We start from the raw sequence: 18,083 nt of genomic DNA on the forward strand, positions 1-18,083 counted from the left end.
GCAATGCCAGGCATGCCCCGGCGTACGCGCCTCAGGGATTCCAGCGCGCCCAATATTCGAGCGCCAGCGTGTAGGTGTTCATCTGCACCTGCACGGTCTCGTCGATGTTGACGCCGTAGCCGCCCGCCATGGCAAACGCCAGCGGGATGCGGCGCTGCCAGGCCCAATCGAAGACGCGCCGGTCGCGCGCCTCCAGGCCGTCGAAGCTCAAGGCCAGGCGGCCCAGGCGATCGCCCTCGTACGGGTCGGCGCCGGCCAGGAAGAGGATCAGGCCGGGCTCGAATCGCCGCTCCAGTTCATCGAGCGCTTGCTCCAGCGCCTGCAGGTAGGCGGCATCGCCGCAGCCGTCGGGCAGGTCCACGTCGAGGTCGCTGGCTTCCTTGCGAAACGGAAAGTTCTTCTGCCCGTGCAAGGACAGCGTGAAGACACTGGCGTCACCGGCGAAGATGCTGGCCGTGCCGTTGCCCTGGTGCACGTCCAGGTCGATGACGGCGACCTGCAGCGGCTTGCGTGGGTGGCGGTGCTGCCGCGCCCACTCCGCCTGCATCAGCCTGGCGGCGACGGCCGCATCGTTGAACACACAAAACCCGCCGCCCTTGTGCGCATAGGAGTGGTGCGTGCCGCCGGCGAGATTGGCGGCGATACCCTCCCCCGGCCGGCACGGCGACCCCATGGCCACGCGGGCCGCCGCGACGGTGGCGCCCGCCGAGCGGCGCGCGCGTTCGGCCATGCCGGGGCTCCAGGGAAAGCCGATCTCGCGCTGGGCGGCTGCCGGCAAGGTCCCGTTGCTGATATCGGCGATGTAGGCCGGTGTATGGACCAGTGCCAGTTCACCGTCCGTCGCGGCCAGCGCTTGCGCCATGCGCACCTGCGGGCGCTCGTTCACGAGGCGATCACGCAGCAAACGGTATTTCGCCATCGGGAAACGGTGGCCGGGCGGCAGCGGCAAAACGAAGTTGTCGGCGTAAAAGGCTTGCAAGGTAAGAAGTGTGTTGCGATCAGAGCTTGAAGCCATTGTGGCCTCGCGCCAGGCACTGATCAAAATGGTTGCATGCAGGTGGCTGGAGTAGTTCTTTTTGGGTACTTTTCAGTGCTGTTTCAGACCGTTACCTAGAGGTCGACCTCTAAATTGGTGCACTGCAACATAAAATGCTTGCAATGGTGCAGCCATTCCCTATACTTGGGCTTATGTTGCAGTGCAGCAATTCAGCGCAAAGCAACTACTGTCCTCACTAAACTTAAACCTATTTTGGAGATTCATTATGTTGACCGCTGAACAAGTCCTCGCTTCCCACAAAGCCAACATCGAAACCCTGTTTGGCCTGACCCACAAAGCCTTCGAAGGCGTTGAAAAGCTGGTCGAGCTGAACGTGCAAGCCACCAAGGCCGCCCTGGCTGAAACCGCCAACCACACGCAAGCCGTGATGGGCGTGAAAGACGCACAAGAACTGATGGCCCTGCAAGCCGGCCTGGTCCAGCCCCTGGCTGAAAAGACCGCCGCCTACAGCCGTCACCTCTATGACATCGCTTCGGCCGCCGGCGCTGAACTGGGCAAGACCTTTGAAGGCCAGGCCGCTGATGCACAGAAGAAATTCGTCGGCCTGGTCGACAACGCCGCCAAGAACGCACCGGCCGGTTCCGAAACCGCCGTGGCTGTCCTGAAGAGCGCCGTCGCCGCCGCCAACAACGCTTTCGAGTCGGTCCAGAAGGCCGTCAAGCAAGCCAGCGACATCGCTGAAGCCAACTTCAACACGGTGGCTGCTTCCGCAGTGAACGCCACCAAGACGACCACCGCCAAAAAGCGCTGATCAAAGGCGCGTCCCTGGCGCGCTACCGTCACGGAGCCTGTTTCGCAGATCCTGTTTGACTGAACAGGGTTTCAAGCCAGTTGTCTCCTCGGGTCCTTTCCGAAATTCATTTTCACGGACCCCTTAAAGCCCGATCGCAAGATTGGGCTTTTTTTTTGCCTGCACTGGCTTGCGGTGGCCGCTACTTGTGCGCCACAAGCGCCGCGGCCTCGAGTTTGGCCTTGAGCTGCGGCAGCGCCGCCAGCATGGCAGCCCGGCCCGCATCAATGGCACGCTGCCGCGCGGAGAAGTCCGCGCTTTTGAGGCCTATGAGCGAGGGACGCACGACGACGTCGGCATCCTTGAGTTCGTACTGGTTGATGCTTTTGCCCATGATGGCAAAGGTTTGCAGCAGGATTTGCAGCGTGTCGCCGGCCGGATTGTTTTCCGGCGGGCTGGAGATGTCGACCGCGACCACGATGTCCGCCCCCATCTGCCGTGCAAAACGCACCGGCACCGGCGAGACCAGGCCGCCATCCACATACTCGCGCCCGCTGATCTTCACCGGCAGGAACACCGCCGGCACCGCGCTCGATGCCCGCACCGCGGTGCCGGTATCGCCGCGCTGGAACAGCACGGCCTGGCCACTGTTGAGGTCGGTGGCGACGATGCCCAGCGGAATCGCCATGTTTTCCAGGGTCCGGTTGGCCACCAGGTCGTTGACGTAACGGGCCAGCGCGTCGCCGCGGAACATGCCGCGCCCGAAGATGGGCAGCATCCAATCGGTGATGGCCACCTCTTCCATGTTGAGCGCGGTCTGCTGCAGCTGCGCGCTGGTCTTGCCGCTGGCATAGAGCGCCGCCACCAGGCTTCCGGCCGAAGTGCCGACCACCAGTTGCGGCTTGAGCCCGGCTTCTTCCAGCACCGCGATCACACCCACATGAGCAAAGCCGCGCGCCGCGCCCCCACCCAGCGCCAGCCCTATGCGCACCGGCTTTCTGGCGGCCTCGGCCGGCGGCGGCAACACAGGGGCACCGGGGCCGGTCGGCAGCGTGCCGCAACCGGCCAGCAGCAGCATCACAAGGGCCAGACAGGCGCCCGGCCCCCATCCCGGCGCGCGCGAAGGCTGGTCCAACGTAGGGACTCTGGCAAGAATGATTCTTATTTGCTTTATCATGGCCGGGCTTTAAAAATTACCTGTAAGAAAGTGGAAAGTTATGTACAAGAAGGTGGTTCTCTCGTCGCTGCTGTTGCTGGCAGGTTTTGCATCAGCGCAGGAGCAGGTGGTCAACTTGTATTCTGCCCGCCATTACCAGACCGATGAAAAGCTCTACAGCGACTTCACCAAGGCCACCGGCATCAAGGTCAACCGCGTGGACGCCGACGACGCCGGCATCCTGGCACGCCTGAAGGCTGAAGGCGCCGCCTCCCCCGCCGACGTGATCTTGCTGGTCGACGCGGCCCGCCTCTGGAAAGGCGACGCGGACGGCCTGTTCAAACCCATCAAATCGCCGGCCCTCGAAGCCGCCATTCCCGCCAAGCTACGCGCCAAGGAAACCGCCGAAGGCACGACCTGGTTCGGCTTCTCCACCCGTGCCCGCGTCGTGGTGTTCGACAAGCTCAAGGTCAAAAAAGCCGACGTGGACACTTACGAAAAGCTGGCCGACCCGAAGAACAAGGGCCTGCTGTGCACCCGCTCGGGCGCCCATCCGTACAACCTCTCCCTCTTCGGCGCCGTGACCGAACATCTGGGTGAAGCCAAGGCTGAGCAATGGCTCAAGGGCCTGGTGGCCAACATGGCGCGCGACCCCAAGGGCGGCGACAGCGACCAGATCAAGGCCGTGGCCAGCGGTGAATGCGGCATCGCGCTGACCAACACCTATTACCTGGCGCGCATCATGCGCTCCAATGCGCCGGATGACAAAGTCGTGGCCGACCGCGTCGGCGTGGTCTTCCCCAACCAGGACAGCTGGGGCACGCATGTGAACATCGCCGGCGCGGCCGTCGCCAAGAACGCCAAGAACACGGCGAACGCCGTCAAGTTCATGGAATACCTGGCCAGCCCGAGCGCGCAGGAGTATTTCGCCAACGGCAACAACGAGTGGGCCGCGGTACCGGGCCTGGGGGTCAGCAACCCGGCGCTCAAGGCCATGAGCCCTTCGGGCAACGGCAGCTTCAAGTCCGAAACCATCCCCATCAGCGCCGTGGGCAACAACCAGCTCAAGGTGCAGCAGATGCTGGACCGCGTCGGCTACAAGTAAGCCAGCGCCCTTCTTTTGCGAAAGCCCGGCCGCCGAAAGGCGCCGGGCTTTTTTCATGCGCCATAATTGACGTTTACGTTAACGTCATGTCGCTTTCGCCTTCGGAAAAGCAGCGGCGTTCGCACAAAGCCCTTTTTAACCTCCCACTCTTCATTCAAGGAATCACCATGGATATCGCAGGCAAAGTATTTATCGTCACCGGCGGCGCATCGGGCCTGGGTGAAGGCACGGCGCGCATGCTGGTGGCCAATGGCGCCAAGGTCGTCATCGCCGACATGCAGGCCGACAAGGGCGAAGCCATCGCCAAGGAACTGGGCGCCGACAAGGCCGCCTTCGTCAAATGTGACGTGAGCCAGGAGGCCGACGGCCAGGCCGTGGTGGCCAAGGCGGTCGCCATGGGCAAGCTGATGGGCCTGGTGAACTGCGCCGGTATCGCGCCCGCCGAAAAAACCGTGGGCAAGAACGGCGCGCACAGCCTGGCCGTGTTCAGCAAGACCATCACCGTCAACCTGGTCGGCAGCTTCAACATGATCCGCCTGGCGGCCGACGCCATGTGCAAGAACGAGCCCGAAGCCACCGGCGAGCGCGGCGTGCTGATTTCCACCGCCTCCGTGGCGGCTTACGACGGCCAGATCGGCCAGGCCGCGTACAGCGCCTCCAAGGGCGGCATCGTCGGCATGACCCTGCCGATTGCCCGCGACCTGGCGCGCAACGGCATCCGTAACATGACAATCGCCCCCGGCATCTTCGGCACGCCCATGCTCTTCGGCATGCCGCAGGAGGTGCAGGATTCCCTGGCAGCCGGCGTTCCCTTCCCGTCCCGCCTGGGCACGCCGCAAGACTACGCGCGCCTGGCCAAACACATCATCGAAAACGACATGCTCAACGGCGAAGTGATTCGCCTGGACGGCGCGATCCGCCTCGCACCGCGCTGAGTTTCGCGACTGGCCGATTCAGGGTGAGGTCGGGTGCAGCTCGGCCAGCCGTTCGGTCAGCAGCGCCGACAGCCGATCTATCACCTCGTTGACGCGGGCCGGCACGTAACGCCGGCTCGGCACCACGGCGTAGAGCGGCGCCGGCTCGCCCAGGTGGCCCGCGAACAGGCGCACCAGCTTGCCGCCGGCCAGCGAGGCCATGAGGTCGATCTCGGACTGGTAGACGATGCCCCGCCCTTCCAGCGCCCACTGCAACGCGATCGAGGCGTCGTTGCAGGCCAGCGGCCCGGCCACGCGCACCTGGAAAGGCGCGCTGGCCTCTCCCTGCAGCTCGAACTGCCACTGGTCCTGCCGGCGTTCGCGCACATGGCAGACCAGGCAGTCGTGCTGCGCGAGCTCGCAGGGCTGCAGCGGCGTGCCGCGGCGCGCGAGGTAATCCGGGCTGGCGCAGGCCACGCGCCGCGCCGGCGCCAGCAGGCGCGCCGAATGGGTCGAATCCATCAGCGGGCCGTTGCGCAGGGCCACGTCTATGCCTTCGCGCACCAGGTCCACGCGCACATCGCTGATCTGCAGGTCGATCTCAATGCCGGGATGGAGGGTGGCGAATTCCGCCAGCCAGTAGGCGAGCATCTCGCGCGCCAGCATGGCCGTGGCGGTGATGCGTATGCTGCCGGTGAGGCCGAAGGTACCGGCGCGCACCTTGGCCTGGCCTTCGGACACCAGCTCGAGCGCGCGGCGCGCATGGTCGACCATGACCGCGCCTTCGGCCGTGGGCCGCACGGCGCGTGTGGTGCGCTCGAAGAGCCGCACGCCCAATGAGGTCTCCAGCCGCTTGATCGCCGCGCTGACGGCCGCGGTGGAAAGCCTGCAGCGCTTGCCCGCACCCGTGAGGCTGCCGGTCTCCGCGGTGGCCAGCAGCACGCGCAGGGCATCGAGATTGTCAAATTCCATGGAAGACTGATTTCTCCGAAACGCCATTGTGGGGCGCGGGGCCGCTCGATATATTTGCCAGCGGGCAGGAGATGTTCCCAGGCCCCGCGACAAGCAACAACTACATTCAAGGATATCCCATGAGACACGCCTTCCCGGCGCTGGCGGCGACCGCGCTACTGGCCGCCTGCGCCAACAGCCCCTCCTCCTTCACCTACCAGGTCCCGGCCGATGAAGTCGCGCGCGGCGCCAAGTACATGCAGCCCGAAGGTTCTTCGGGCTTCACGCCCAAGCCGGGCTGGGCCACGAAGAAGTTCGCCGTGGCCGCCGCCAACCCGCTGGCCACCGACGCCGGCTACCAGGTGCTCAAGGCCGGCGGCTCGGCCGTGGACGCGGCGATCGCCGTGCAGATGGTGCTCACGCTGGTGGAGCCGCAGTCCAGCGGCATAGGCGGCGGCGCCTTCCTGCTGCATGCCAGCGGCGGCAAGGTCGAGGCCTTTGACGGCCGCGAAACCGCCCCCGCGGCCGCCGATGAAAAACTCTTTATCAGCGCCGACGGCAAGCCCATGGCGTTTTACGACGGTGTGGTCGGCGGCCGCTCCGTCGGCACGCCCGGCACGGTGCGCATGCTCGAGATGGCCCACAAGCAGTACGGCCGGCTTCCCTGGGCCCAGCTGTTCGCGCCGGCCATCCAGCTGGCCGAAGGCGGCTTCAAGGTCAGCCCGCGCCTGAATACCTTGCTCAAGGGCGAGGTGCACCTGAAAAAAGACGCCACGGCCGCCGCCTACTTTTACAAGCCTGACGGCAACCCGGTGGACGTGGGCGCGACCCTGCGCAACCCGGCCCTGGCCGAGGTGCTGCGCCGGATCGCGGCCGGCGGATCAAACGCGCTGCTCGAAGGCCAGGTCGCGCAGGCCATCGTCGCCAAGGTGCAAGGCCACGCCACCAACCCCGGCAAGCTGGCCCTGGCCGACCTGGCCGGCTACCAGCCCAAAAAGCGCGATCCGATCTGCAGCGACTACAGCGCCGCCGGCAAGGCCTACCGCCTGTGCGGCATGCCGCCGCCCAGCTCGGGCGCGATTGCCGTGGGGCAGATCCTCGGCATCCTGAACAACACGCCGGCCGCCACCCTGGGCCTGGTCACCGGCAGCGGCGGCGTTCCCGGCACGGTCTCGCCCACACCCTCGGCCGACTGGCTGCACCTGTACACCGAGGCATCACGCCTGGCCTTCGCAGACCGCGGCCAGTACCTGGGCGACCCTGACTTCGTGCAGCCGCCCGGCGGCAGCTGGATGAGCCTGCTGGCCCCGGCCTACCTGAGCGAGCGCGCCAAACTGATACAGCCCGCCGGCCCCAGCATGAAGACCGCCAAACCCGGCGTGCCGGGCGCCGTCAAGACGGCTTACGCGCCCATGCCCGACCAGCCCGAGTACGGCACCTCGCACATCAGCATCGTCGACGGCTACGGCAACGCGATCGCCATGACGACCACGATTGAAGACCAGTTCGGCTCGCGCCTGATGACCGACGGCGGCACCGGCAAGGCCGGCGGCTTTTTGCTCAACAACGAACTCACCGACTTCAGCTTCGCCCCGGCGGACGCCGAAGGCAAGCCCGTGGCCAACCGCGTGCAGCCCGGCAAGCGCCCGCGTTCATCCATGGCGCCCACGCTGGTGTTCGACAAGAACTCCGGCCAGCTCGTCATGAGCGGCGGCAGCCCTGGCGGCGCGCTCATCATCCACTTCACGGCCAAGACCTTGTACGGCACTCTGAACTGGGGCCTGAATGCCCAGCAGGCCATCGACCTGCCCAATTTCGGCTCGCTCAACGGCCCCAGCATCCTGGAAGAAAAACGTTTCTCGCCGGCCACTGTCGAGGCCTTGCGCAGCCGCGGCGCCGAGGTGCGCGAACAGACCATGACCAGCGGCCTGCAGGCCATCCAGAAAACGCCGGAGGGCTTCTTCGGCGGCGCCGACCCGCGGCGCGAGGGTTTGGTGCTGGGAGACTAATCCAGCCGCATGGGCCTGGCGGGCTGGTCCTGCCGGGCCGTGCCCAGGCGCTCGTATTCCGAGATCACCTGCGCGCCCAGCAGCAGCAAGGCGGCCGCGACTTCCAGGCTCAGCAGCACCACAATGGCGGTGGTGAGCGAGCCGTACACCAGGCCGACCTGCGACAGCGTGGAGAAGTACCACACCAGGAGGTGGCGCGTCAGCTCCCACAGCAGCGCGGCGGTCACGCCGCCCAGCAGCGCGTGCCGCCATTGCAGCCGGCCCACCGGCATCACCATGTACAGCGACGTGAGCAGCAGCACCTCGCCCATCAGGCCCAGCAAATACAGCAGCACGCCGGAAAAACCGCTGAGCGACCATTCCCAGCCCAGGAAGTCCAGGCTTTTTTCGCCCAGCGCCTGCAGGCTTCCCGACACCAGCGTCACCAGCAGCAAGCCCAGGCCCACAAACAGGATGTAGCAATAAGGCAGGATGGCCGACACCAGCAGATGGCGGCGGCGGATCGCCACGCGGTGCAGAAAGATCACCGACATCGCGTTCTCCAGCACCGTGAAGGCCAGCGAACTGAAAAACAGCATGGTGGCCAGCAAGACCCAGCCCAGCACCTCCCGGTGCGCCAGGAAGTAGGCCAGCTCGGCCGTGATGTAGCCGCCCTGGCCCGGGGCGAGCCAGCCGATGTAGCGGCCCAGCGCCTGCAGCAAGGCCTGCTGGTCCACCACATGCGACAGCGCGATCGCGACCAGGATCAGCAGCGGAACGACGGACAACAGCGCGTAATAGGCCACCGCACCGGCCAGCAGCAAACCCTGGTTGGCGCGAAAACCCTTGAGCACCCGCAGCGCGAAGGCGCCGGGATGGCTGGCAACATAGGCAAGATTGGGAGACAGCGTCATGGAATGGCCCCGCTCCCGGGGCGGCAAGGAAAAGTCCATTGTGGGAAGCGCCGGAGGTGCCCTGCTGCCGCCGGATGCCGCCAATGCGTGTCAGCCCAGCGCCCATTCCCCTCCAGGGCCATAGGCACCTTGGGCACCGGCGGCCCATCGCCGGGACGCGTGTGCTAAATTGACCCCCTCCCCCCCATGGCCATCCCTCAAACATTCATCCAGGAACTGCTCGCGCGCGCTGACGTGGTGGACATCGTGGGCCGCTACGTGCAGCTCAAAAAGGGTGGCGCCAACTTCATGGGCCTGTGCCCTTTCCACGGCGAAAAATCGCCCTCCTTCAGCGTCAGCCCCTCCAAGCAGTTCTACCACTGCTTCGGCTGCGGCAAGAACGGCAATGCCATCAGCTTCCTGATGGAGCATGGGGGCATGAACTTCGTCGAGGCCGTGAAAGACCTGGCGCAGCAATACGGCCTGCAAGTGCCCGAAGACGACGTCTCGCCGCAGGACCGCGCCCGGGCCGCGCAGATGCGCGAGCAGCAGGCCACGCTCACCAGCGTGCTCGAAAAAGCCGGCATCGCCTACATCAAGGCCTTGCGCAACTCCGAGCGCGCCATCGACTACTTCAAGGGCCGCGGCGTTTCGGGCGAAGTCGCCAAGACCTTCGGCCTGGGCTACGCGCCCGAAGGCTGGCGCAGCCTGGCCAGCGTGTTCCCCGACTACAACGACCCGCTGCTGGTCGAAAGCGGGCTGGTCATCACCGGTGAACCCGGCGAGGAAAACCAGGCCGGCGAAGCCAAGCGTTATGACCGCTTTCGCGACCGGGTCATGTTCCCGATCCGCAACGTCAAGGGCGAATGCATAGGCTTTGGCGGCCGCGTGCTGGGCGACGACAAGCCCAAATACCTCAATTCGCCCGAAACCCCGGTCTTCAGCAAGGGACGCGAACTCTACGGCCTGTTCGAGGCTCGCAGCGCCCTGCGCGAGCACGGCTATGCACTGGTCACCGAGGGCTATATGGACGTGGTGGCGCTGGCCCAGCTGGGTTTTGCCAATGCGGTGGCCACGCTGGGCACCGCCTGCACCGCCGACCACGTGCAAAAGCTGTTCCGCTTCACCGACTCGGTGGTGTTCAGCTTCGACGGCGACGGCGCCGGCCGCCGTGCCGCCCGCAAGGCGCTGGATGCCGCCCTGCCCTTTGCCACCGACGTGCGCACCGTCAAGTTCCTGTTCCTGCCGGCCGAGCACGACCCCGACAGCTACATCCGTGAACACGGCAAGGAAGGCTTCGCGGCCTATGTCAGCAAGGCCGTGCCGCTGAGCCGCTTCCTGCTCGAGGCCGCCGCCGAGGGCTGCGACCTGGACACCGCCGAGGGCCGTGCCCACATGGCCAGCAATGCCCGGCCGCTGTGGAACCTCATGCCCGACGGCGCCCTCAAACGCCAGCTGCTGGCCGAGATCGCCGACAAGGTGCTGATCGACAGCCGCGAGCTGCTGCAGCTGTGGCAGCCGGCCGCCACGGGCTACAAATCGGGCAACAAGAACAGCGGCGGGCCGCGCGGATCCGGCAAGGGCCACAGGCAGGACGCCGCGCCGGCCCCCGTGCACCACGCGGAGATGCCCGACCCCGGGGGCTACCCGCCCGATTACCCCGAAGAGCGCGACTACAGCGCCTCCGAGCCCTCCGGTTATTACCCGCCCCCGTCAGCTCCCGGGCGCAGTTTTGGCGAACGCAGCGGCAGCGCCCGGGCGCCGCGCCGCGTGGCCGGGCGCATACTGCCGGCCAGCCGCGAAGACCGCGTGCTCAGGCTGCTGCTGACCGAAGCCCAGACTTGGGACCGGCTCAGCACCGAAGAGCACCATCTGCTGGTCGAACTGCCCGAGCCCCACGGCCCGCTGTTCGTCTGGCTGGAGAGCCAGCTCCACGAACACGGGCCCCAGCCCTGGGCAGCCCTGCGCGAGGGCCTACGCGGCCATGCCCACGAAAGGCACGCCACCGCGCAGATCGCGCAGATCCCCGAAGGCATAGAAAGCGACTGGACCGAGGTCCGCAGCATCCTGGACCAGCTGCTGCGCCTGCGCCGCCAGCAGGAAATGAGCGAGCTGGCCGCCCGGGCCGCCACCGACCCGGACGCCCGCCAGCGCTACATGGAACTGGCCGCCAGCCTCAAAGCCCCGGTCGACACTTCCCGCTAGGCTCCAGCAAGCACCGGGAAAATACCTGTTTTTGACGGCAAAAAAAACGCCCAAAAAACAGGCAACAGGGTATAATCCGATTTTCGACGGCAAGCGCGACAGCAGCACCTCCGGCCCGGCCACCCCGAAACTTCGGGGAACTCACAGATGAGACGGCCACTTCCCCCAGGGAATTCCGCAAGGACTGCACACCAAATGTTCGCCCAAACAGCTTGCCCGGAAAAATAAACCGCACCGTGCCTCTGGCGCTGCCGGCCTGTTTTTCCGCTCTCCCGTTCCTGACCCTGAATCCTTGTCACCGTGCCTGTGTTTTGCGCAGGCGCCAAGGCGCATTTTTGTTTACTGGTAGCTGATAGATATTTAAAACAATTCCCGATAACTGGAGGTTCCATGCCTACTGCCAAGCCAACGAAGCCGAGCACGTCCAAGAAGCCGCAAAGCGCGCAGCCCAAAGCCAAGACAGCGCCGAAAGCCGCTGCCCGGCCCGCAGGCAAGCCTCCAGTCAAAGCAGCAGCCAAAGCCGCCGCAAAACCTGCCGCCAAAAGCGCCAAGGTTGAAAAACCGGGAAAAACCGCCATCTCTGTCAAACCCAGCAAACCCAATGCCCTGGTGAGCAAAGTCCCCTTGAAAACCGTGAAATCCGTGGTTTCCGATTTGCCCCTGAAGAAAGCTCCTGCCGTGCCGACCAAGTCCAGCCCTGAATCCAAACCTCTCGCCGCCCCTGCCGACGTGCCCGTGAAAAAGAAGCCCGGCCGCCCGCCCAAGAACCCCGCGGCCGACGGCAGCGCGCCTGCCGCCACCACCGGCGCCAAGCGCGGCCGCAAGCCCAAGAACGCCAGCGCCGCGCCCAAGGACGGCGAAGACCTCGACCTGTCCGACATTGAAGACGACCTGGTCGGCGAACCCGTGGCGGAAACGACCGAGAAGGTCAAGCCGCTGCGCATGAAGATCAGCAAGGCGAAGGAACGCGCCCTGATGAAGGAATTCGGCCTGGACGAGACCGTCCTCTCCGAAGAAGACATGCTCAAGCGCCGCCTGCGCCTGAAGACCCTGATCAAGCTCGGTAAAACCCGCGGCTACCTCACGCACGGCGAAATCTCCGACCACCTTCCCGACAAGCTGGTTGATGCCGAAACGCTGGAAGTCGTGGTCAACATGCTCAACGACATGGGTGTGGCCGTGTACGAGCAGGCGCCCGACGCCGAAACCCTGCTGCTGAACAACACCGGCCCCACGGTCGCGACCGAAGAGGAAGCCGAAGAAGAAGCCGAAGCCGCGCTGTCCACCGTCGACAGCGAATTCGGCCGCACCACCGACCCGGTCCGCATGTACATGCGTGAAATGGGCACGGTCGAGCTGCTCACGCGCGAAGGCGAAATCGAAATCGCCAAGCGCATCGAGGGCGGCCTCATGAAGATGATGGAAGCCATCTCGGAAAGCCCCGCCACCATCGCTGAAATCATGCGCCTGGGCGAGGAAATCCGCGAAGGCAAGATCGTCATCTCCACCGTGGTCGACGGCTTCTCCAACCCCAACGAGGCCGATGACTACGTGGCCGAGGAAGACTTCGACGAATTCGACGAGGAAGACGACGACGACGGCAAGGGCGGCTCCAAGGCCCTGACCAAAAAGCTCGAAGAACTCAAGAAGGAAGCGCTCAGCCGCTTCGACAAGATCGCCACCCTGTTCGAGAAGGTCCATAAGACCTACGACAAGGAAGGCTACGGCACACCCACTTACGTGAAGTCGCAAAAAGCCCTGAGCGACGAGCTGATGACCGTGCGCTTCACCGCCAAGACCATTGAAAAGCTCTGCGACATGCTGCGCGGCCAGGTGCTGGACGTGCGCAAGAAAGAGCGCGAACTGCGCCGCATCATCGTCGAGAAATGCGGCATGCCCCAGGAAATCTTCATCAAGGATTTCCCGCCCAACCTGTTGAATCTGAAATGGGTTGAAAAACAGGTCGCATCCGGCAAGCCCTGGTCGGTGGTGATGGCCCGCAACGTGCCGCCCATCCAGGAACTGCAAACCAAGCTGGGCGAACTGCAGGCCCGCGTGGTGGTGCCGCTGGCCCAGCTCAAGGACATCAACAAGCGCATGAACGAAGGCGAGTCCAACTCGCGCGACGCCAAGAAAGAGATGATCGAGGCCAACCTGCGCCTGGTGATCTCGATCGCCAAGAAGTACACCAACCGCGGCCTGCAGTTCCTCGACCTGATCCAGGAAGGCAACATCGGCCTGATGAAGGCCGTCGATAAATTCGAATATCGCCGCGGCTACAAGTTCTCGACCTACGCCACCTGGTGGATCCGCCAGGCGATCACGCGCTCCATCGCCGACCAGGCGCGGACCATCCGCATCCCGGTGCACATGATCGAAACCATCAACAAGATGAACCGCCTGTCGCGCCAGCACTTGCAGGAATTCGGCTTCGAGCCGGACGCCAGCATCCTGGCCGCCAAGATGGAGATTCCGGAAGACAAGATCCGCAAGATCATGAAGATCGCCAAAGAGCCGATCTCCATGGAAACGCCGATCGGCGACGACGACGATTCGCACCTCGGCGACTTCATCGAGGACAGCGCCAACACCGCGCCGCTGGAGGCCGCGATGCAGGCCGGCCTGCGCGACGTGGTCAAGGACATCCTCGACAGCCTGACGCCGCGCGAAGCCAAGGTGCTGCGCATGCGCTTCGGCATCGAGATGTCGACCGATCACACGCTGGAAGAAGTCGGAAAGCAGTTCGACGTGACGCGCGAGCGGATCCGCCAGATCGAAGCCAAGGCGCTGCGCAAGCTCAAGCACCCTTCGCGTTCGGACAAGCTGCGCAGCTTTATCGACACGCTGTAAGCGCGCTGCTCTCCTCGAAAAAGCCCGGCCCCGCAAGGCGCCGGGCTTTTTTACGCCTGGCGCAAACTCAAGGCGCGGTCAGTCAGGGCGCGGTCAGCCCCACCTTGCGCACAAAGGCGTCCAGCGGCACAGACCACATCTTGCCGCCGTAGGTTAGCAGCAAATGCCCGTCATGCCCCTGCACCGGCCCGGTCTGGACAAGCTGCGTGTCGCTGCCGCCGGCCTTGAAGGCTTCGTGCCACTGGCGGGGTGCTTCGGGCCCCCAGTACTGGTCGTTCTCGGCATACAGCCACAGGTTGGGTACCTTGACCAGCTTGCCGAGTTCGCCGTAGGTCTTGCGCAGGGTTTCAGGCCCGCAGCTTTTGGTCGGCGATGACTCGGGATTGCCGCCCGAGCCCCCGGCGAAATTGACGGCGCCAATAACGCCCGGCAGGTTGAGCGCGGCGACCGACACCGTGGTCATGCCGCCCACCGACTGCCCCTCCAGCAGCAGCCTGTCCTTGCGCACCCAGGGCTGCTGCAGCGCCCACTGGTGCAGCGCGACCACCGTCTGGCCGGCCCGGCTGGCCACGCGCGTGAAGTCGGGCTCGCCACTGCAGACATTGCCGTTCCAGCGCGCGCCCGAGTCTTCCCGGTCCAGCCCGCCGGTATCGCCATAACCCGGCCGCACCGGGGCAATCACCGCAACGCCCTTGTGAAGCCAGTAGTTGGCATGCCCGACCAGCACCGGGTATTCGAGCTTGGCTCTGTCGACACGCGACGGGGCTCGCCCATGGGAAAAGATCACCAGCGGAAACGGGCCTTCGCCGAGGGGTTTGTAGACATGGGTGACGACCTCAAACTGCTTGCCGTCGACCAGCAGCGGCAGTTTGACGACCTGCGGCGGCACACGCTCGGGCTGTTGGGCCCAGGCAGGCCCGCCGGCGACCTGCGCCAGCCACATCACCCCAAGCCAACATCCCAGTTTCCACCCTTGCATGTCCGGCTCCTTGTTGTTTGTTGCCGGTGCATTCTGACATGCGCAAGCTTTTCAGGAGGTGCTGAAGCGGTACAGCGTGCGGCCCTGGCGGCCCTGCCCCGGCGCATGGACGGCCGAAGGAAAGGCGGTTATGTTGGGCGCGTTTGGGTAGCCCTGTGGCTCAAAGCACAGGCTCTGCTGCTGCACATAGCGCCTGCCGCCCTTGCCCGGGCCGCCGGCCAGCGCTTCACCGGGCACCATGCCGGTATAGAACTGCATCGTGGGTTCGGTCGACCAGACCTCCATCACGCGGCAGCCGGCCGGTGCGCGCACGCGCGCACACATCGCCAGCTCACCGGCGGTGCCGCGGTCGATCGCGAAGCAGTCGTCGTAGCCCGCGACACCGCCCGCCGCTTGCGGACTGTGCACACGCGTATCCAGCACCACCGGTTGCCGGAAATCAAACGGTGTCCCTTCCACCGGCAACAGCTCACCCGTGGCGATCAGCTCGGGCGTCATCCCGAAATAACGGCTCGCGCAAATCGTGACTTCATGCCCCAGCGCGCTGCCGCTCCGCGTGCTGTTCAGGCCTTCGAGGTTGAAGAAGGCATGCGTGGTGAAATTGGCCACGGTGGGCGCATCAAGCGCCACCGCCTCGTAATCGAGCACCAGTTCGTCCTCTTCCGTCACGCTGTACGTCAGGTTCAAGGCCAGTGTTCCGGGAAAACCTTCCTCGCCGTCGGCAAACACGTAGCGCATCTCCACGCTGGAATCGTTGTGCTGCACCGCATCGAACACCTGGAAGCGTGAGCCGCGCAGGCCGCCGTGCAGGCAGTGCGGGCCGTTGTTGGCGGCCAGCTGGTGTTCCACACCGCCCAGTTTGAAACGCGCATTTTCTATACGCCCCGCGTAGCGCCCGACAAAGGCGCCCACGGAGGGCGAGCCGCCCACCACGCCTTCGATGCTGTCGTAACCCAGCACCACGTCGTCAAGGCGGCCTTCGCCGTCCGGCACCAGCAGTTGTTCGATCTTGGCGCCGTAGTTGGTCACGCACACCACCATGCCGCTGCGGTTGCGCAGCGTGAACAGCCTGACCGGCTTGCCGTCGATCTCGCGCGCGAAGCGCGCGGGATCCAGCAACAAGGGAAAGTCTTCGCCGCTCACTTTGCAATGATGGTCAGCAGTTCTTCACGCGTGGTCGGATCGGCCATGTACTTGCCGTACAGCGGCCCCATGCGCCTGACCATGGGCGAGGCATCCCGGACCTTGACGAACTGCGAGCCCTGCTTGGTGGTGGTCTCCAGCGCCGCGGCGACACGCTTGTTCCAGAGCTCGCGCATCAGGATGGCGGATTTGGCGCCGGCCTCGGTGAAGGCGGCCTTGTCTTCCTTGCTGAGCTTGTCCCAGAGTTTGGTCGATACCACCAGTGCCTCGGGCGAGATCACGTGGTTGGTCATGTAGACGTTTTTGGCGACCTTGTAATGCCCGGTGGATTCATACGAAGGCAGGTTGTTCTCGGCGCAATCAACCTTGCCCTGCTCCAGGGCGCCCAGCACTTCCTTGAAAGGCAGGGCCACCGGTTTGGCTTCCATGAGTTTGACCATCTCGATGTAGACCTCGGACTGCTGCACCCGGATGTTCATGCCGGCCAGGTCGCGGATGTTGTTCACGGGCTTGACGCAGTAAAACGAACGGCCACCGCCGTCATACCAGCCCAGCACCACGAAGCCGGCGGTTTTCAGGTTGGCGGAAAACCGCTCGCCGAGCTTGCCGTCAAGGTGGCGGAACATGTGGGCGGAGTCGGTAAACAGGAAAGGCAGGTTCAGCACCTTGATACCGGGCACGGCGTCCGACAGGGGCCCCGAGCTGAACTCGGCTACGTCGATTTCGCCGCTCTTGAGCATCTGCACCGCCTTGGGCTGGTCGCCCAGCGAGCCGTTGTTGAAGAGCTCAATGTTGTAGCGGCCGCCGGTGCTTTTGCCGACCTGTTCCACAAAGCTCTTCAGGGCTTCCGAAACCGGGTAGCCGTCGGGGTGAATGTTCCAGGCCCGCAGCTTGGTCTGGGCCATCGCGGTGCTCGCGCATAGCGCGAAGGAGAGGCATAAAAGCCCCTTGAAAGAAATACGCAATTTTGTCTCCTGGATAGGTCGTAACGGCTGCCTCTGACGGGCTGGCTCGTATTTTGTCAGTGTTTGAATCCCTTCACGGATGTTCACACGGATGACTCGCCGCCGTCCAAAGACAAGCGGCGATATCACCACTAATTCACGCAAACACTCTTCAGTCTAACTTGATGTTGGCGTCCGAGACGACCTTGGCCCAGCGGCTGCGTTCCTGGTTGAAGAAGCCATCCTGCTGCGCCGGCGTCATGGTCACGACCTCTGCGCCCTGCCCCGCCAGCTTGGCGCGTATGTCCGGGCTGCGGATGATCTTGATGAGCTCATTGTTGAGGCGGTTGATGATGGCCGCCGGCGTGCCGTTGGCCACCAGCAGGCCCTGCCAGGTGCCGGACTCGAAGTTCGCCAGGCCTTGCTCCGCCAGCGTCGGCACATTGCCGATCAGTGGCATGCGCGTGCTCTTGGAGACGCCCAGGATTTTCAGCTTGCCGCTTTGCACATGCGGCAAGGTGGCCAGCATGCCGTTCATGAGGATCTGCGTTTGCCCGGCGATGGTGTCGCTGACGGCTTGCGAGCCGCCCTTGTAGGGGATGTACTGCCACTTGGCCTTGCTGGCCCGTTCGACCGCCACGCCGGCCAGGTGCGGCGCGCTACCCATGGCCGTCACCGCGAAATTCAACTCGGTCTTCTGCGACAACGCCACAAGTTCCTTGAGGTTGCTGACAGGCACCGAGGGATGGACCACCAGCAGGTGCGGTGAATACGCCAGCATGGTGACGCCGCGCAAATCCTTGGACGGGTCGAAGCTCAGCTTGGGGTAGACCGAGGGGCTGATGGCCAGCGCGCCGGTGTCGCACAGCAGCAGCGTGTAGCCGTCGGGCGCGGACTTGGCCACGATGTCTGCGCCGAGGTTGCCGTTGGCGCCGGCCTTGTTGTCCACGATGACCGACTGCTTGAGCGCTTCGGATAAAGGCTGCGCGATGGCGCGGGCAATGATGTCCGAAGAGCCGCCCGGTGGGTAAGGAACCACCAGGCGTATCGGTTTGGACGGCCATCCGGCCTGGGCGTTGGCGGTGCCGGTGCCGGCGCCCACACCCACGGCCAAAGAAGCCGCAATAAGTTCTCGTCGATTGATAGCCATGCTTGTCTCCTGAAAGTT

15 protein-coding genes are annotated in these 18,083 nt (G+C 64.7%); 6 read left to right on the plus strand and 9 right to left on the minus strand.

Features of this window, described 5'->3' with window-relative positions; translation table 11 throughout:
* Positions 1-31: 31 nt before the first annotated feature.
* The gene (locus tag AC1D0O_RS14090) at positions 32-979 is read right to left on the minus strand and encodes a histone deacetylase family protein (RefSeq protein ID WP_477654129.1); all 948 of its coding nucleotides are present in this window, start codon (positions 977-979) and stop codon (positions 32-34) included.
* A 280-nt stretch (positions 980-1,259) separates the two neighbouring features.
* Between AC1D0O_RS14090 and AC1D0O_RS14095 the strand changes: the two genes are divergently transcribed.
* The gene (locus AC1D0O_RS14095) at positions 1,260-1,808 is read left to right on the plus strand and encodes a phasin family protein (protein WP_477654277.1); all 549 of its coding nucleotides are present in this window, start codon (positions 1,260-1,262) and stop codon (positions 1,806-1,808) included.
* Between the two features lie 181 nt (positions 1,809-1,989).
* Here AC1D0O_RS14095 and AC1D0O_RS14100 read toward each other — a convergent pair whose 3' ends face one another.
* Positions 1,990-2,865 carry a patatin-like phospholipase family protein gene (locus tag AC1D0O_RS14100; protein ID WP_477654278.1) on the minus strand — a complete coding sequence of 292 codons (876 nt, stop codon included), beginning with the start codon at positions 2,863-2,865 and terminating at the stop codon, positions 1,990-1,992.
* Between the two features lie 139 nt (positions 2,866-3,004).
* Between AC1D0O_RS14100 and AC1D0O_RS14105 the strand changes: the two genes are divergently transcribed.
* Positions 3,005-4,048: an extracellular solute-binding protein gene (locus AC1D0O_RS14105; RefSeq protein WP_477654130.1), complete on the plus strand. Its 1,044-nt coding sequence runs from the start codon at positions 3,005-3,007 to the stop codon at positions 4,046-4,048.
* Positions 4,049-4,215: 167 nt separating this feature from the next.
* Positions 4,216-4,983 (plus strand): 3-hydroxyacyl-CoA dehydrogenase, encoded by a 768-nt coding sequence (locus tag AC1D0O_RS14110; protein ID WP_436155106.1) that lies wholly within the window; start codon positions 4,216-4,218, stop codon positions 4,981-4,983.
* A gap of 18 nt (positions 4,984-5,001) precedes the next feature.
* Here AC1D0O_RS14110 and AC1D0O_RS14115 read toward each other — a convergent pair whose 3' ends face one another.
* A complete protein-coding gene (locus tag AC1D0O_RS14115) occupies positions 5,002-5,934 on the minus strand; it encodes a LysR family transcriptional regulator (protein ID WP_477654131.1) in 933 nt (310 codons plus the stop codon).
* Between the two features lie 119 nt (positions 5,935-6,053).
* On the opposite strand from AC1D0O_RS14115, the gene AC1D0O_RS14120 reads away from it, so the two are divergent.
* A complete protein-coding gene (locus AC1D0O_RS14120; protein ID WP_477654132.1) occupies positions 6,054-7,922 on the plus strand; it encodes a gamma-glutamyltransferase family protein in 1,869 nt (622 codons plus the stop codon).
* Here the strand turns inward: AC1D0O_RS14120 and AC1D0O_RS14125 are convergent.
* Entirely contained in the window at positions 7,919-8,815 is an 897-nt protein-coding gene (locus AC1D0O_RS14125; RefSeq protein ID WP_477654133.1) for a YihY/virulence factor BrkB family protein, read from the minus strand. The two genes, AC1D0O_RS14120 and AC1D0O_RS14125, sit on opposite strands and share 4 nt — an antisense overlap.
* A gap of 186 nt (positions 8,816-9,001) precedes the next feature.
* Here AC1D0O_RS14125 and dnaG point away from each other — a divergent pair, with 186 nt between their 5' ends.
* Positions 9,002-10,999 (plus strand): DNA primase, encoded by a 1,998-nt coding sequence (gene dnaG / locus AC1D0O_RS14130; RefSeq protein WP_477654134.1) that lies wholly within the window; start codon positions 9,002-9,004, stop codon positions 10,997-10,999.
* Here the strand turns inward: dnaG and AC1D0O_RS14135 are convergent.
* Complete coding sequence (locus AC1D0O_RS14135; RefSeq protein ID WP_477654135.1) at positions 10,996-11,706, minus strand: hypothetical protein; 711 nt, start codon at positions 11,704-11,706, stop codon at positions 10,996-10,998. The genes dnaG and AC1D0O_RS14135 overlap by 4 nt on opposite strands.
* On the opposite strand from AC1D0O_RS14135, the gene rpoD reads away from it, so the two are divergent.
* Positions 11,678-13,849, plus strand: coding sequence for an RNA polymerase sigma factor RpoD (gene rpoD, locus AC1D0O_RS14140; RefSeq protein ID WP_477654136.1), 2,172 nt, complete (start codon positions 11,678-11,680; stop codon positions 13,847-13,849). The two genes, AC1D0O_RS14135 and rpoD, sit on opposite strands and share 29 nt — an antisense overlap.
* An 82-nt stretch (positions 13,850-13,931) precedes the next feature.
* Here the strand turns inward: rpoD and AC1D0O_RS14145 are convergent, their stop codons facing one another.
* From AC1D0O_RS14145 to AC1D0O_RS14160, 4 genes are all read right to left on the minus strand, one after another.
* Positions 13,932-14,828 (minus strand): dienelactone hydrolase family protein, encoded by an 897-nt coding sequence (locus AC1D0O_RS14145; protein WP_477654137.1) that lies wholly within the window; start codon positions 14,826-14,828, stop codon positions 13,932-13,934.
* A gap of 51 nt (positions 14,829-14,879) precedes the next feature.
* Positions 14,880-15,971, minus strand: coding sequence for an aldose epimerase family protein (locus AC1D0O_RS14150; RefSeq protein ID WP_477654138.1), 1,092 nt, complete (start codon positions 15,969-15,971; stop codon positions 14,880-14,882).
* On the minus strand, positions 15,968-16,936 hold the full coding sequence (locus AC1D0O_RS14155) for a TRAP transporter substrate-binding protein (RefSeq protein WP_477654139.1): 969 nt from the start codon (positions 16,934-16,936) through the stop codon (positions 15,968-15,970). The genes AC1D0O_RS14150 and AC1D0O_RS14155 overlap by 4 nt, the downstream gene beginning before the upstream one ends.
* 151 nt (positions 16,937-17,087) lie before the next feature.
* Entirely contained in the window at positions 17,088-18,065 is a 978-nt protein-coding gene (locus AC1D0O_RS14160) for a Bug family tripartite tricarboxylate transporter substrate binding protein (protein WP_477654140.1), read from the minus strand.
* Between the last annotated feature and the right edge of the window lie 18 nt (positions 18,066-18,083).

Source organism: Polaromonas sp. P1_F2 (genome assembly GCF_056405735.1).